9 protein-coding genes are annotated in these 15,892 nt (G+C 41.5%); 5 read left to right on the forward strand and 4 right to left on the reverse strand.

Annotated features, from left to right (window positions below):
* Positions 1–149: 149 nt before the first annotated feature.
* Entirely contained in the window at positions 150–3,404 is a 3,255-nt protein-coding gene (locus tag AC504W_RS10475; RefSeq protein ID WP_494878618.1) for a phosphorylase b kinase regulatory subunit alpha/beta, read from the reverse strand.
* A gap of 678 nt (positions 3,405–4,082) precedes the next feature.
* On the opposite strand from AC504W_RS10475, the gene AC504W_RS10480 reads away from it, so the two are divergent.
* From AC504W_RS10480 to AC504W_RS10495, 4 genes are all read left to right on the forward strand, one after another.
* Complete coding sequence (locus tag AC504W_RS10480) at positions 4,083–4,355, forward strand: ribbon-helix-helix domain-containing protein (RefSeq protein ID WP_015113712.1); 273 nt, start codon at positions 4,083–4,085, stop codon at positions 4,353–4,355.
* Positions 4,355–4,711, forward strand: coding sequence for a type II toxin-antitoxin system PemK/MazF family toxin (locus AC504W_RS10485; RefSeq protein ID WP_015113711.1), 357 nt, complete (start codon positions 4,355–4,357; stop codon positions 4,709–4,711). The genes AC504W_RS10480 and AC504W_RS10485 overlap by 1 nt, the downstream gene beginning before the upstream one ends.
* 606 nt (positions 4,712–5,317) lie before the next feature.
* Positions 5,318–6,670 carry a magnesium transporter gene (gene mgtE / locus AC504W_RS10490; protein ID WP_494877676.1) on the forward strand — a complete coding sequence of 451 codons (1,353 nt, stop codon included), beginning with the start codon at positions 5,318–5,320 and terminating at the stop codon, positions 6,668–6,670.
* Positions 6,671–8,425: 1,755 nt separating this feature from the next.
* Complete coding sequence (locus AC504W_RS10495) at positions 8,426–10,822, forward strand: hypothetical protein (RefSeq protein WP_494877677.1); 2,397 nt, start codon at positions 8,426–8,428, stop codon at positions 10,820–10,822.
* A gap of 205 nt (positions 10,823–11,027) precedes the next feature.
* Here AC504W_RS10495 and AC504W_RS10500 read toward each other — a convergent pair whose 3' ends face one another.
* A complete protein-coding gene (locus tag AC504W_RS10500; RefSeq protein WP_494878620.1) occupies positions 11,028–11,555 on the reverse strand; it encodes a YdcF family protein in 528 nt (175 codons plus the stop codon).
* Positions 11,556–12,108: 553 nt separating this feature from the next.
* On the opposite strand from AC504W_RS10500, the gene AC504W_RS10505 reads away from it, so the two are divergent.
* Positions 12,109–13,113: an aspartate carbamoyltransferase catalytic subunit gene (locus AC504W_RS10505; protein ID WP_494878622.1), complete on the forward strand. Its 1,005-nt coding sequence runs from the start codon at positions 12,109–12,111 to the stop codon at positions 13,111–13,113.
* A 72-nt stretch (positions 13,114–13,185) separates the two neighbouring features.
* On the opposite strand, the gene AC504W_RS10510 is transcribed toward AC504W_RS10505, so the two are convergent.
* The gene (locus AC504W_RS10510) at positions 13,186–15,453 is read right to left on the reverse strand and encodes a PAS domain-containing hybrid sensor histidine kinase/response regulator (protein WP_494877678.1); all 2,268 of its coding nucleotides are present in this window, start codon (positions 15,451–15,453) and stop codon (positions 13,186–13,188) included.
* Positions 15,454–15,458: 5 nt separating this feature from the next.
* Entirely contained in the window at positions 15,459–15,884 is a 426-nt protein-coding gene (locus tag AC504W_RS10515; protein ID WP_494878624.1) for a response regulator, read from the reverse strand.
* Between the last annotated feature and the right edge of the window lie 8 nt (positions 15,885–15,892).

The following is a 15,892-nucleotide window of genomic DNA, read 5'->3' on the forward strand; positions in this document are numbered from 1 at the left end:
GTGCGTTACGGCTTACGCCTAACACACCCTACATATACTGAAATTTTTTCATAAATCAAATCGGATTCCTATAGGTGTAGGGGTGTAAGGGTTTTGAATACTTACACCCCCATACCCTTTTCCAAACCCTTCATTTGCGGAATGTGAGTTTAATGTTCTCTGACAAATTGTGTCAAGAATCTGAAGGCTTTAAGAATATAAGTCGCGCAATCTTGCGGTGAAGTATTGTAGAAAGATCGCCACGCGTTTGCTTTATCTTCATCATAGCGATCGCCGCGTTCTGGGTGTGCATCTAACCACGCCAAGCGCACCGCATGACCGATTAATACATCTAAGACAATATATTCTTCAATTTGCAAGCTGGGGTTTTTAGATGCGATCGCGCCTAATTCTATTAATGCTTCAATATTAACTTGGCGATATTCTGGCGCTTCGATTTTATTTAATAAATGCTCAACTCGCAGCGCAAAGTTCTTTTCGCCAGCCGTCATTTCCGATAACATCACCTCGCTATCTAAACGGTTACGGCGCTCTAATTTATCCCCAATGACTAAACCTTTGCAATGTTTCATCAACAGCCAAACTTGCTGAAAAAAGTTTTTGGGTACACGGTTAATAGCTCCTTCGGCTTGGCGGAAACGTCGCCAACCACCTGCGGGTACTTCAATTTCTTCCGCAATTGTAGGTAGCACTACCCATTCAATATCGCTTTCTTTTTGCTTAACGTGTAATGATTCCTGCTGGCGCAACAAGTTACTCATTCCTGTATAACCAGTTAATACCTGACGTAAGCGCATTTTGATTTCAAAGGGCGAAAGTTCCATTAACTGTTCGTAGGCTTCATCTTGAGTAACGCGCAATTCTTGTGCTAGTTCACTGGTAATTAATAAGATGAGATAACCAACGCGTAAAGTTAACAGTCCTTGAAATAATTCTGTTTCCGAGCGAATCAGAGTCCCTAGATACAGTAATATTTCTTGTGTGAGAACGCGATCGCGAATATCTTCACGACAAAAATGCTTGATTTTCTCAGCAATTTCGTTATGAGGCATCGGTACAGTAATCAATGATGCTTCGCTGTACGCTCTCCCTACAGCTATCTGCTTACCACGCACCAAAATACTAGTGACTGCATCTGATAAGCCAATATCAACCATCTGTAGTAACCCAGCCGCCCGACGCACTACTGCCCAGAGGCCTAAATCGCCGGCTTTGGTGTAAACTTCATCCAGTAGACTAGCAACTGTAACGCGAGTATGGGGGCCAGCAAACCCAGTGTCAAATTCTAATCCTTGCAAGCGAGTTAAAGTCTGCAATAACTCAATTTGCTCATAAAGATTTTCGGAAGCTCGTAAAGCAGACAATAAAAATCCTAAGTTAGTTTGGCACTCCATTTGAAATTCTTGGGTATGCCCTAAGCGCCAACTTTTGCCAGGATGATAAGCTAAATAATAGCAATGTGGTGCAGCATCTTGCATTGCTGACTGATAAAATTCGGCATCTTGCAGAAAATCAATTCTTTGAATCGCACCTGTCAGCATTAACTGATTCAGTCTACCTAATTTGACGCGCACACCATTGCAAACACCATCTTTGAGTTCCTGCATCAATTCAAGTAATGCTTCCGCACCAATTTCTAACATGGTGTGCGTCAACATTAAAGTTAAAATCGGACGACCTAAATCACTCCAATATTGTTGAATGTAAGCGAGTTCGCTTCTAATTTGATCGACTAAAAAATGGTAATCCAGAGTTAAATAAAACTGTTGAGCATCTAAAAATGACGGCAAAAATACCACCGTTTCACCACAAATCCGAAAGATGCGGGATGTTGTTAAACTCCGCAATCTTCGCACTGGTCGCCCAGTTAAACCAAGTTTATCATTGCGTCCAATTTGGGTATAAATAGTTGATAATTCCCCAGCTTTTCTGACTTGAATTGGTTCTACTTGCTTGGGGGTTTGAGTTTCAATTCCCTGAACTGCTAGTTTTGCTTGTAAGTCATCATCTTCTGCTAACAACGCAATTTGTACTAGGGCTTCGCGGGTTTTGCCTATAGATAAATGTCTACCTAATGGGTCAATATCACCCACAGCCAGTAAACCTTCACTTAACATTTGTCCGAGAAAATATAAACTTTGCGCCCACACTAAAGGGATATTTTCATTGGGTAATCGCGGTTGACTTTGGGGTGCTAACTTTTCTGCTTCTATGTTTTCTGCTGGGACATAATATAGCTCTGGCAGCAAATAATAACCGTCGCGTTCTACTAATAATGATGTTAAAAGCTCTTGATATTGTTGAACCTGCTTTTGATCATTGCGAAATAAACCATCAAGCAGTAAATAAGTGAAAAATAATGGCCATTCACATTCGATATGCTCAAATTGCTTTAATTCCCAAGGTTCGTAGTGTAAGCGTTGGTTATCTTCTAAAACAGTTTGATGTCCGTCACGCAAGAAGCGTTTACAGCCGTATTTGCCTTGGAGTTTTTTGATGATATCGTTAAAAGTGCGTTCGCGCAGCGTCTCCTTGGGAGAATCACGCAGCGTCTCCTTGGGAGAATCACGCAGATCTACATTCTCCACCGCAAAAGCCGGATAACTAATAATACTCAACAGTGCCGCATCAATTTCTTTCGATGCAGATTCTCTCGGTAATAGTGATTCTAAGGTACTTCGGGCGCGGGCAATCTCATCGGGTAGCACATGAATTACCGATGCTTGACTTCCACGCACCCCAAATAAATCTAGTTCATTTATTGCTTCTAGTGCTGCTTTCGCCATCCCAACAGAACTAGCATTCAACTCAGCACTACCATGATTGATTTTATTACCTCGTTCCCAGATACCATAATCGGGTGTGCGATAAGCTCGTCCAATGTAGTAAACCAAGTTCTGCACAAAGTTTACTTCATCAATTGTATAAATAATCGGCAATCCTGAAGCGGTCATTTGTGCCAGCATCAGTATAAATATAGATGTGGCATCAAGTTGTAAATGTCCCCACTCATCATCACCTACTACAATATCTCCAGTTGCAGTATTGTATTTGGCATGTAAGCCATCTAAAGGTGATTGAGTATGTTTAAACTGCTCAACTTTATGCGCCTGTCGCATCATCGCAAACAGCAACCCACGCATCAGCTTAATTACACTGTGTTCTAGTTCGTAAGTGCGTCCCTTATCTTCATCCACTTTGCGGTACGCCAGCGCCAAACCCCAAACCGCCAAAATACTGTAAACATTGTCTCTTACCCAAGCATCTGTATAATCACCATGAGCCGTAATGGCGGTACTCGCAGGTAGCAAACCAGTAATCGGATTTTGACGCGTGAGAATAATAGTTTTGATTTGCTGGTAGTAATGCTCCAGTCGAGTTTGTAATTCGGTGGCTGTTTTCATACTCATTCAAGAAACCTGGCAAAATTTCACCCTGTGGCTGTGCAGAGAATTGTTCTGTAATGGGTAATGAGATTACAGCTAAGGGTAGTAGAGACTACTTATTATCTCGCGTTAGTAGCCATTTAGTTACACAGTTGTGAATGAATTTTTCACAGAAATGGAGATTTGTGGCAAGCTTTATAAATACGCAACCAATTTTATACTCACTATTCCGCGCAGACTGACTTTGTTTTTACCGCCGCGATTTCTTAGGTGCAAGATATGAATTAACGGCAAAATCGAATTAGTACAGTTTGAACTTTATGCCGATGGTTCACGCAAAAAACCATTGATTCAAGCAAAGTCACAAAAAAAATTTATTTTCTGCCTAATTACTGAAGATTAACCACAAGCTAACTCTTTCTACTTAAGTAGAAAATAGTAGCTCGACATTAGTCCAGATTCCTAAGATATTGATGGAATCTGAACTTTTTCCTATGGCTCAGTTTTGTAACTCAATATGTAATGTGAACATGCCATTACTGAGACCAAAAGTCTTTTCTATTACTGATTAGGTACTACTGTAGGGTCAAAATTTTAGTTGCTACAGGGTCTTCAGTAGAACTCCAAGGGTCGGAGTGCGATTAAGAGTGATATCATAGAAGTCGTCACTGAAGACATCAAAATAATCATCACTACATGAAAGCCGAATCCGTTCGCACTACACTAGCAATACCACGGGAACTTTTAGAAGCAACTGACCAGGCAGTTTTAGAAGGCAAAGCAAGAAGTCGTAATGATTTTATGGTGCAAGCAATACGTCGAGAATTAGCAGCACAGAAAAGAGCCGCAATTGATGCTGCTTTGGCAGAAATGGCCAGCGATAATGATTATCAGGCAGAGGTACTCAAACTAGAAACTGAATTCGCCGCTGCTCAGTGGGAGGCTTTTCTGTTAGAGGAATCTCTGTAATGAGAAGGGGTGAGGTCTATGATGCTCGACTAGAGTCCAATGAAGGTTCAGAGCAAGGAGGGACTCGCCCAGTGATTATTGTCAGTCGTGATGCAATTAATTCTTCGAGTCCGGTCGTTTTAGCCGTTCCCTGCACTACTTATCAATCAGGAAAGCGAGTTTACCCAACCCAGGTGTTAATTTTAGCACCTGATGGTGGACTCAAGAGAGATTCGATCGCAATGGCAGATCAAGTGCGGGTGTTGTCTAAAACCCGCTTTTTACGTTTAAGAGGCGCAGTTTCACAATTGGTAATGGCTCATTTATCTCAGGCTTTGTTGATAGCCTTAGATTTACCAATGCCAGAAGAGGAATGAAACAGGGGAACAGCAGAATAGTTTTAGATTGCCGATTTTAGATTCAAAGATGGTGTAATCTAAAATCAAAAATTGATTGACTCAACACTGCTAAATATATATAATTCCTGATACGCTACATTATCTGGAATTTGCCCCTAAAGATACTGCTGTTACTTTTATAGTTGTCTTCAGGAAGACAGTTTCATCAGCTATAAAGCTTAAACTTGAAGAATTTGCTAGGTTTGAGAATTATCAATTTACCCTTCATCTTCAAGCAAATTCTAATTAGTATATGTAAATATTTTAACTCTGTAAATTTTGCCAGCAAACCGCTACATTTGCTTGACACAAATTTTAGCAATAGTAAAATCGACACTAGCTAACAGAAAATCAAGGTAATCCATAATGTACTTGTACGGGATACTACATATTCGGTACAGAGATACTGAAAATTGATCAGATCGCGTGATTCCAAGTTACGATGATCATTTAGCGATGCCTTGATGGGCTATCGATATTGAGTTGTTGAGATTTTATGGACAAAAGTCCACAAGACGGCAGTACGAACCTCCTCTAAGCTAGTGAGCGTGTCTCTCGGCGCGGGGGAGGCACATAGGAGGTATCATGCTCATACAAGACATTCGTGATTCACTGTTTGATGTCAGTGATTTAAATCAACTTAAGTGTGATTTAAATGGGTTACAAGCCGTAGATGTCGGGGAATATATTACACAATTACCAGAAAAACAGCGAGCGATCGCTTTTCGTCTTTTAAATAAAGCTCAAGCAATAGATGTTTTTGAATATCTACCCACCGATTTGCAGGAAGAATTGATTAATTCTCTGCATGATGTCCAAGTAGTGCAGATCGTCGAGGCGATGAGTCCTGATGAACGGGCGGAATTATTTGATGAATTACCGGCTGGGGTTGTTAAACGGTTATTACAACAGCTAAGTCCCGAACAAAGACAAGCTACAGCCACAATTCTGGGTTATCCCGAAGGTACAGCTGGCCGGGTAATGACCACAGAATATGTGCGGTTGCAAGAAGGTTTGACTGTTGGGGAAGCCTTAAGCAAAATTCGCCGCCAAGACGAAGATAAGGAGACAATTTACTATGCTTACGTCACAGATAATAACCGCAAACTTGTCAGAGTAGTTTCATTGCGTCAGTTATTATTTACCTTTCCCGATGTCTATATTCGTGATATTTCTAGCGATCGCGTCATTAAGGTAAAAACGGAAACTCCGCAAGAAGAAGTTGCCCAAATTATGAAGCGTTACGACTTAATCGCTATCCCAGTGGTTGACCGGGAAGAGAGATTAGTCGGCATCATCACTATTGATGATGTGATTGATATTTTGGAAGAAGAAGCTACCGAAGATATCCAAAAGTTAGCCGGGGTGAGTGGTGATGAAGAGGCTTTGTCTGCGCCTCTAGTCACGATGCGTAAGCGCTTACCGTGGTTGTTGGCAATTATGGCATTATATATAGGTGCGGCAAGTGCGATCGCACCTTTTCAATCTGTAATTGCAGCTGTCCCAGTTTTAGCCGTGATTATGCCAATTTTTTCTAACACAGGCGGGACTGTGGGAATTCAAGCCTTAACTGTGACAATTAGAGGTTTAGGTGTAGGGGAAGTCACACCCAGAGATACTTTCAAAATTCTTCGTAAAGAAATTCTCGCTGGGTTAGGTACAGCAGTAGTCTTAGCTTTAACCATGATGGCGCTCTCAATGATCTGGGCGAAACCTCAAGAAAGGTGGGTAGGTTTAATTGCAGGCACAGTCATGGCTACTAATACAATGGTGGCCGTAACTCTCGGTACACTACTACCAATGGGTTTAAAACGCCTCAAGCTTGATCCAGCTTTGGTAAGTGGGCCGTTAGTCACCACTATGCTAGATACTATTGGCTTTTTAACCTTCCTGACTTTAATTTCTGTAGCTTTACATGTTTTTCATCTACCGCAATAATTACAGCATAATTCAGAAGTCATACAAATTCACCAAAATCTTGACACATATAAGTAGTCAGACATACATTACGCCGTGTGCAACTTTTTCTCAAACCTAATCCCCAACCCGTTCCCTTGTAGGGAAGGGGAGCAAAAATCAAAGCCTCTCTCCGTTGCGGGGAGCCAGTGCGTTGCGGAGAGAAGTTGCGTGCGGGGGTTTCCCCCGTTGAGCAAACTTCGGAGGGTTCCCCCCGTTGTAGCAACTGGCGTGAGAGGAATGGAAGTGGGGTTTCAAAAATAAGTCGCACATCACGTTACATTGCAAGACGCTAACGCTCGCAATGATTATAAATATTTTTGTCCCATTACTGACAAGAACTCATACGGGCATTTACTCTTAGCGTTCCCACCACGTACGGCGATCGCCTCTACACCTATATTTGTAGCGTCCATAAAGAGAAACTTAATAATAAGTCTTTCACCGGACACGATATTACACAGCAAACGCATCTTAACTTAATGTGAAATTCAGTTTGATAGCGTATGATGTTTGGTATGATAATTTGATGCTAAGGCTTACGCAAAAAACTGCTACAACTCTATTCCCTACGTTTGCTCTGTGTCTTCTGTCGCTCTGTTTTCCATTTCCTGTATGTAAGTCTTGAGTTTAAGCATGTTAATGACGAAGACATCAATGTTTGGGGTGAACAGCGAATGTTCAAAACCTTCAAACCATTGCGTCAATACTATTAATGCAACCACCCCAATTTAGGTGTTACTGATTAGTGGAATAAATTTTACTTCGAGCAACGGCGCGAAGAATTCATATTGCATAAATGCAATAGGTGAGGAATACCTGCTATTTAGTTAGATTTAGATCTGACTTTAGTTTTGTCTCACAAGTTTTGTCTCATATTAGTTATTGAGAATACTTCTTAACAATAACTATTGATTAATATTGTGAGTGAAATTTTGTTAAATCTATTTACTGATTGAAAGCTATATGCTTTTTTAAAATAGATTATGGATAAGCAAAATCCATCAAGGTTCTTAACACATAATATTGCTGGAAAGTCAACCTTAATAGATACAAAGATTCAATGTCGAGGCTAGATATAACAGCCTTGTATTGTTTGTCTATTAGTTAACTAGCAAATTCATCAGCAAACTTAGAGGTAGAGTATCTTTCGCTCTGCTATATCAATTCATTTACAGTTGACAAAACTATTGTGGGGCAAGCAATGTGCTTGGCTTAATTAAGTAATGTAAAAATAAAGCATACTATAGTAAAGTCTCTAATTTGCGCTATTCTGCCCAATTTTTAGCTGTAGATATCAAGCCTGCAAGCATTCACTTTCTAGCAGCATATTCTTTCTTAATGGTTCTTTCTTTAAAGATTTTTTTAACTTTGTGAGGGAAATAACTTGAATTTAAAGATTACATAAACTGAGCTTTAGCGTGACATTAACTTCATAATATCTTGATGTATTCTCGATAGTTTATGTAGAAATATTTAACAGTATATACTTAATAAAAATTTCCTTTTACTCTGATATTGTAGTAATATACAGTGTAATTAGTTACCCAGGTATTTGCGAACTTAAGTTCTAAAGTATTGGGATAAATGCTTTGCTTGTTTTCTTCGTACTCAGTTACGAAAAAGCTACAAATCCAATGCGGAATAGGTAGCTTTAAGTTTGTATTACTCCTAATACGGAATCGGTAGCCTTGAGTTTGTATTACTCAAATATTAAATAAGCTTGGAACTTAGTTAATGCGAAAACAACAAAGATTTCTCTTATTGATAGTGGGTTTATCATTAGGCCTTTCAGTACTCATTGGCTATATAAACCCACAAAAGGTCTTCGGTCAGATTGCCTTACCTGACGAAGAAACCTTATTTGCCCGCAGACGAGCCGAAGTAGCCACTAACTTTGTGGTTGAACCTCCTACTCGCCCTCTGCGTCCGGTGGAGCGTGTACGTCGTGATACTTTTGGCGATGTAGATTTGGATAGCGGTGCAAGATTCAGACCCGTTAATACTGTGGCTCAGTTGGATAGATTGGTTTATCCTTCTCTGCCAAACTCAGTGAAGGAAAGAGAACTAGAAGGAGCTGAGTTCTTTACTACCCCAAACAGAGTTGAGAATGGTTTTGGGTCGATGGCCATGCAAACTCGATGTGCGGGTTGTCACTTGAATAACATTGAGTCAGTTCCTAATGAAGGACTGCTCACAGGTACTTCTACTGTTAGTAGAGCTAACAGGTCAACACCTACTAACTTCAGTTTTGTATCTGGCGATACCCAAGTTAATGGTGGTAGAGCGCCCGGTAGACGATTAGATCCGGTCAATCCAGATGGTACGGTTGACTTAAATCGTCGTAGTCTAGCCACCAATCCTGAAAATCGGGAACTAGATGCGGTAAATAGTACAGGAAGAACCGCCGCATTTACGGTATTTGGAGACTTTAACGCTTCAGCATCACCAGTTATTTTTGATGCTTTAAATGCTACCAGTCCTAGTGGTCAAGATTTTGGTGGTTTCTTACAGCACGTACGCCCTCCAAGTGAAGAATTGAGAGCGCGGTTTGGTCTAGATTGCAAACCAGATGCTATTCCCAGCGTTGCAGAAGATAGAAACCTCATTGGCTTCGATAAAGCTACTGGCAAGAGTGCAAGTGGATTTAGACGTGCTATTACTGAACTTGCTGGCCCTCCATACATTGGTCGTGGGTTGATAGAAGCGATTCCTAACCAGGATATTATGAACGTTTCTGACCCCAACGATATTAGAGGTGACAATTCTTCCCTCAGAACTCCTTTCTTCCAAAATTGTACGGGTGATTGCGTCACAGGCGTGACCAATACAATTCCTCAGAATGTGCCTTCTGGCCGAGAGGATCTACTCGCCCAAGGGTTAGGACGTTTTGGTCTACGTGCCAATGGTACGGAGATGATGCAGTTTATTGTCGGAGGTATGTTTGGTAGTCTGAGTATGACTAACCGCATCTCTCCTTTTGAGCAAAATATTGCTAACCCCGCCATTGCTCCTTATAATGCCGGTTGTCGAAACGAAATACCTGACCCAGAATTGCCTGTTAGCAGACCATTTAGTGAGCGCAACTTTATCCGCTCGTTGGCTCCCCCAGAGTTCGGCAGAAACCTGTTAGCCGTCCTCAGAGCTAAAGATCCTTCTAGACCTCTACCTGGAAACAATCCAGCTGCGAGAGTTCAAAGAGGAGCGCAGTTGTTTGGTGTTGACTTGGTTGCCTTTAGTAACCGGATGATTCCCGGTAAGATGCCTAGAGGCGGCGATGGTCTAGATCCCAATGCTATTAACCAGAGCGATCGCATGGTTGGTTGCGTTAGCTGTCATATTCCCGTTCAAAGAACTGGTCAGTCTCCGGCTGTTGGCGACCCATCCTTGGGGCCTGACGCACAAGCACTGATTGATGCTCTCAGCTACCGTTGGGCGCCTATTTTCTCGGATATTAATATCCATAGAGGCCCAGTTATTGATGTTGAGAGAAATTCCCCAATTCCCCGCGATCCATTTCTTGTCAGCCGCGCAGATGCGTTTGGTCAAAGGCCAAGTGGTAATAATGTCGCTACCTTCATGACCTATGACCTAATGCGTAACTTTGCTAGTGATTCCTTCTCCAACGTACGCGGAACTGCTACAGGCGATCGTTTCCGCACACCACCTTTGATGGGGATTGGTAGAGTTGGCCCTCCATTCATGCACGATGCGCGTGTTTTCTTAAGTATCCTCACCCGTGACACTACACCAGCGGGTACTGTAACTACCAATAGGGACGCAACGAATGAACCTTTGGTTGTTCGCAATGTAGACGAAGCGCTTCTAGCCGCGATTGAGTTACATGACCTACCTGCACCCGATGACTCTAAGACTTCTACTCTGCCAGGTGGTGGATGCCCTGTTCCTCCAGGTGGTAAAGTAGTCGACAAACTTGGCTATGACGGTAGTCTTACCAGCAGTGACAAGATTGTTGTAGATTACGGCCCATCGCCTCAGAATGTCATTTGCCCACCATATAACAGTCCTCTTTCAACTACTAATCGAAGTGAAGCACGGGAAGCTATGGCTCGTTTCCGTTCTCTCACACGCGATGATCAAAGAGCAATTATCGCCTTCTTGAGAGAGTTGTAAAGCTTCTTGATCTGACATTTAGTGTTTGAAGATTGAACAGAGGGGCGTTTTGAAAACGTCCCTTCTTTTTTTGTCTCTGACCTGTCACATAGCGTAGTCAGATATGTTAAGACAACTTGAAAGCTTGAATGCCAGAAATTGTAAGATTCTTCCTTCTACCTCCTGCCTTCTGCATCCTAGTATAATTTGTGTGTTTGACTACTGATTACAATTCGGTTCCTGTATACCCTGTAACTATCCAAAGAAGGGAACGAGCAACATCACGAAGAATGATGTCAGTAGATTCTAATTCACTGGCTTCAGATGGTACAGAGACAGGAGTAAAAGCAATACCTCGACTACCAAGGACTAATGTAGCGATCGCCTTTGCTCTGGGCAAATGGAATTTAGAAGTAATGAGGAATATATGTTGTATGCGCTGCTGCTGGAAAACTTCTACTAAAGTGGTAAAGTTAGTCACTGTATCCGTAGCACGGTAGTCAAGGTAAAATCTATCATCAGTGATACCTGCGGCATGAAAAATTGCTCGTGTTTCGCGGGGAGGAAGACCAGAAGAAACCCAAATTTTTATACCTGGATAAAATTTAGCAAATAGGGCAGTAAACTCTTGTCGGTTTGAGCCACCACCGAGGGTTAAGATAGCTTGGGGTTGAGGAGTTTGGTAGTAAGCAATTGCTAGTCTGACAGGAATAGTCAGTAGTAAAGCGAGAATCAAACCCACTAGTAACCACATCAATTTTCTTCTCAGTCGGTATATTGGCAATTTCATAACTCCTGCTCTGTGTGATTAAGTTTGAGAAGTTTTGTCTTATACTAATTGCAATTTGCAGCAATAAAATTCAACATCGATTAATACTATTTCACGCGATGTGCAGGTTATTTTTACAACCCCACTTCCATTCCTCTCACGCCAGTTGCTACAACGGGGGGAACCCTCCGAAGTTTGCTCAACGGGGGAAACCCCCGCACGCAACTTCTCTCTGCAACGCACTGGCTCCCCGAAACGGAGAGAGGCTTTGATTCTTGCTCCCCTTCCCTTGTAGGGAAGGGGTTGGGGGTTAGGTTTGAAAGAAAGTTGCACAAGGCGTTATTTCTATGGAAATACACCCAACCAAGAACCAAATGCGAGGTTTTTGCTCAACTTAGTGCCATGCGATATTGGTCTTTATGTTTAAATCAAGTGCTATCATTACCTCTGCATACTTAAAGTAAATATTGGTAGAGAAGCGATGTCTACGGACAAGCCGCTACGCGTCTACGCATCTTTACACCGCAACGCACAGTTTATGCCTACTACCGCCTGGAACCGTCATCACGTAATTTCCCTAGCTGATTTTACTCCTGCTGAATACAATACTGTTTTACAGACTGCTGCCAGCTTTCAAGAAGTGCTATCACGACGGACAAAGAAAGTACCAACCTTGCAAGGACAGGTGGTGGCGAATTTATTTTTTGAACCTTCTACTCGGACTCGCAGTAGTTTTGAACTGGCGGCGAAACGTTTAAGTGCAGATACCTTAAATTTTGCGGCTTCGACATCTTCAATGACCAAGGGCGAGACTATTCTGGATACTGCTAAGACTTATTTAGCGATGGGTACTGATATTATGGTCATCCGTCATAAAGAAGCGGGTGTACCAAATGCGATCGCTCAAGAAATGGATCGTTTGGGTGTGCGAGTTAGTGTGTTGAATGCTGGTGATGGTCAACATGAACATCCTTCCCAAGCATTGCTTGATTTATTTACAATTTGTACTTTAATTGACCGCGATCGCCCCAATATAGAAATGTTGGCTGGGAAAAAAATTGCGATCGTTGGGGATATTTTACATTCTCGTGTAGCGCGATCGAATATTTGGAGTTTAATTGCCAGTGGCGCACAAGTGCATCTCGCTGCACCACCTACACTTTTACCCAAATTATTTGCTGAGTATATATATAGTGAGACAACAGACACCTTGAATGGGCAATTATTTTTACACTGGCAATTAGAACCCGCCTTGCAAGATGCTGATTTTGTCATGACTTTGCGTCTACAAAAAGAACGGATGACAGCCCATTTACTCCCCAGTTTGCGAGAATATCATCAGTTATTTGGCATTACCCGACAAAAATTACAACTTTGCAAACCTAACGTTAAAGTTTTACACCCCGGCCCCGTGAATCGCGGTGTGGAAATTAGCTCTGATTTAATGGATGACCCAGAGTTTAGCTTGATTCAGTCACAAGTTACCAGTGGTGTAGCCGTAAGGATGGCGCTGTTATATTTGATTGGCAGTGGTAAGACTTAGTAGAAAGGGTATAAGAGTTTAAGAGTATAGGGGTGTAGGAAAGAAAAACTCATAACAAATGACCATTGACTATTAACTAACTTCGTTGATAATCTCTTGCAAACTGAGCAATAATTCATTCACCGTGTAGGGTTTAGATAAAAATTTATTGACACCCATTTTCATAATCTCTGCCAATTTATCTTTAGGCATGAGTCCGCTTGTGGCAATAACTTTGACTTTGGGGTTAATTTTTTGTAAAGTCCGGATTGCAGTTACCCCATCTAATGAGGGCAACATAATATCCATGAGGACGACACTAATTTTATCGGCATTTTTGGCATATTGAGCGATCGCCTCAATACCATCGCTGGCAATTAAAGTTTTGTAGTCATGAGTTTCTAGAGATGTTCTCGTAATCTCCTGAATTGAGGGTTCATCATCCACTACCAAAATTAATTCTCCATGACCTACTTGCAGTGTCACTTCTTCTTGGCAAAAGGTTTCTTGTTCACCCACTGCTGGTAAATAAACCCTAAAGCAAGTGCCAGTTGCTACTTGACTTTCTACACTCACAAAGCCACCATGACTTTTGAGAATTCCCAAAACTGTGGAAAGTCCTAAACCTGTACCTTGTCCTACCGCTTTAGTGGTGAAAAATGGCTCAAAAATCCTATCTAAAATTTCCTCTGGAATGCCAATCCCAGTATCACAGACACTAATCACTATGTATGGGCCGACTTTAGCATCTAAATTCATCCGGGCATAATTTTCGTCAATTAACAAATTTTCAGCCGTAATAGTTAAAGTACCACCATCAGGCATCGCATCACGGGCATTGACGCAGAGATTCATCAGCACTTGATGGAGTTGGGTACTATCTCCCGAAACTACCCACAATTCAGGTGATAAGTCAAGGCGAACCTCAATAGATTTTGGTATAGTCTCTTTTAAAATCTTGGAAACTTCCACAATTAAGTGTCTAGGTTGTAAATTGATGCGATGACCTTCAACACCCCGTGCAAACGATAATACTTGTTTAACTAAATCTGCACCTCGTTTGGCATTAATTTCTAAAATTTCTAATAAATGTTGGGTTCGCTCATCAGCATCAGGAAATTTCAGCGGTAGTAGTTGCGCTCCCGCTAAAATCGGCGTAAGGATATTGTTGAGGTCGTGGGCGATACCGCTGGCTAAAGTCCCAATGCTTTCCATTCGTTGGGCGCGAAATAACTGCGCTTCTAAATGTTGTTTCTCAGTAATATCTGTATCAACAGTGAGAATTGATTGGGGTTTTGCGTGGGAATCACGGACTAAACTCCAGCGACTAGCAACTAATACTTCTTTGCCTGTTTTAGTGCGTTTGGTTAATTCACCTTGCCACTTACCTTTGCTGATAACGTTTAACCAAGCTACTTCAAATTCTGGACAAGACTCATCAAACAATAACTCACTGACATTTTTCCCCCAAGCCTCTGATGCTTGCCAACCATAAAGATTTTCTGCACCTTTGTTCCAAAAAAGAATTTTATTTTCTAAATCGCGCACACAAATAGCATCGGTAGTAATGTCTAATAATGCGGCTTGTTCGCGGATTTTTGCTTCAGCTTGTTTGTTTTCACTGATGTCGATACTAGCGCAAGTTATCCCCACAATATCTTGCGATTCATTCTGCAATGGCTCAACAGTCAAATCATAATAACGAATGCCTTGAGGAGTAGTTAAGGCTACTTCTGCTCTGGTACCTATACCTGTAGTCAGCACACCTTTTTTAATAGTGGTCAAATTTTGAGCATCTTCATCTGGGAGCAGTTCTGAGTCGTGTTTGCCCAACATATCTTGTGTTGTCCACCCAGAAATAGAGTTATAAACCCAGGTGTAACGTAACTCTCTATCTTGATTGAAAACGAAAATCGGTGAATTTTTCAGGGCTACGCGAAATCTTTCCTCGCTTTGACGTAGGGCATGTTCAATGCGTTGACGCTCAATAGCATAGCGCATAGAACGCACTAACAAATCACCAGTTACTTTTCCTTTGACTAAATAATCTTGCGCTCCTTCTTGCATAGCACGGAGTGCTAAAGTTTCATCATCTAAGCCTGTTAGGACAATAATTGGCGTAGCTTTTGCTTGGCTGGTAGCCTTAACAAAGGTGTCAATACCTTGACTGTCAGGTAAAGATAGGTCTAGCAACATCAAATCAAAATTATCTTGCGCTAACAACTTGAGCGCTGCTGACAATTGCTCAACGGGACACAACTCTACTTTTACAGTATTAATTTCTTTTAATAACTCCTGTAAGAGAAAAACATCTCCAGGGTTATCTTCTACTAATAAGACTTTTATTAATTCTCCTGCCATATCCCTTACTCCGGCGGCAGTTTTACGATCGCAAACCAGAAATTTTCTATGGATTGTACAATTTTAACGAATTGATCAAAATCGACCGGCTTGGTGATATAACAATTGGCAGCTAAGTTATAAGCTTTAAGTATATCTTCTTCTGACTGAGAAGTGGTCAGTACAACGACAGGAATTCGTTTGAGATTGTCATCCGATTTAATTTCTGCAAGTACTTCTCGCCCATCTTTTCTGGGTAAGTTTAAATCTAACAAGACAATATCGGGATGAGGTTTTTTGGCATAGTTATCCTGCTTGCGTAAAAATGCCATTGCCTCTACGCCATCTTCTACAATATTCAGGTTAATAGAGATTTTGCTATCTTGGAGAGCAATGCGTGTAAGTTCAGCATCGCCAGGATTATCTTCGACTAACAAAACCTCAATTGGCATAATTATTG

Source organism: Nostoc sp. C96, assembly GCF_059384975.1.

What these genes read in the sequence shown, in the direction of transcription:
- mgtE (WP_494877676.1), top strand. Translation starts at nt 5,318, where the DNA reads ATGCTCATACAAGACATTCGTGATTCACTGTTTGATGTCAGTGATTTA.
- AC504W_RS10480 (WP_015113712.1), top strand. Translation starts at nt 4,083, where the DNA reads ATGAAAGCCGAATCCGTTCGCACTACACTAGCAATACCACGGGAACTT.
- AC504W_RS10485 (WP_015113711.1), top strand. Translation starts at nt 4,355, where the DNA reads ATGAGAAGGGGTGAGGTCTATGATGCTCGACTAGAGTCCAATGAAGGT.
- AC504W_RS10475 (WP_494878618.1), bottom strand. Translation starts at nt 3,404, where the DNA reads ATGAAAACAGCCACCGAATTACAAACTCGACTGGAGCATTACTACCAG.
- AC504W_RS10510 (WP_494877678.1), bottom strand. Translation starts at nt 15,453, where the DNA reads ATGGCAGGAGAATTAATAAAAGTCTTATTAGTAGAAGATAACCCTGGA.
- AC504W_RS10515 (WP_494878624.1), bottom strand. Translation starts at nt 15,884, where the DNA reads ATGCCAATTGAGGTTTTGTTAGTCGAAGATAATCCTGGCGATGCTGAA.
- AC504W_RS10495 (WP_494877677.1), top strand. Translation starts at nt 8,426, where the DNA reads ATGCGAAAACAACAAAGATTTCTCTTATTGATAGTGGGTTTATCATTA.
- AC504W_RS10505 (WP_494878622.1), top strand. Translation starts at nt 12,109, where the DNA reads ATGCCTACTACCGCCTGGAACCGTCATCACGTAATTTCCCTAGCTGAT.
- AC504W_RS10500 (WP_494878620.1), bottom strand. Translation starts at nt 11,555, where the DNA reads ATGTGGTTACTAGTGGGTTTGATTCTCGCTTTACTACTGACTATTCCT.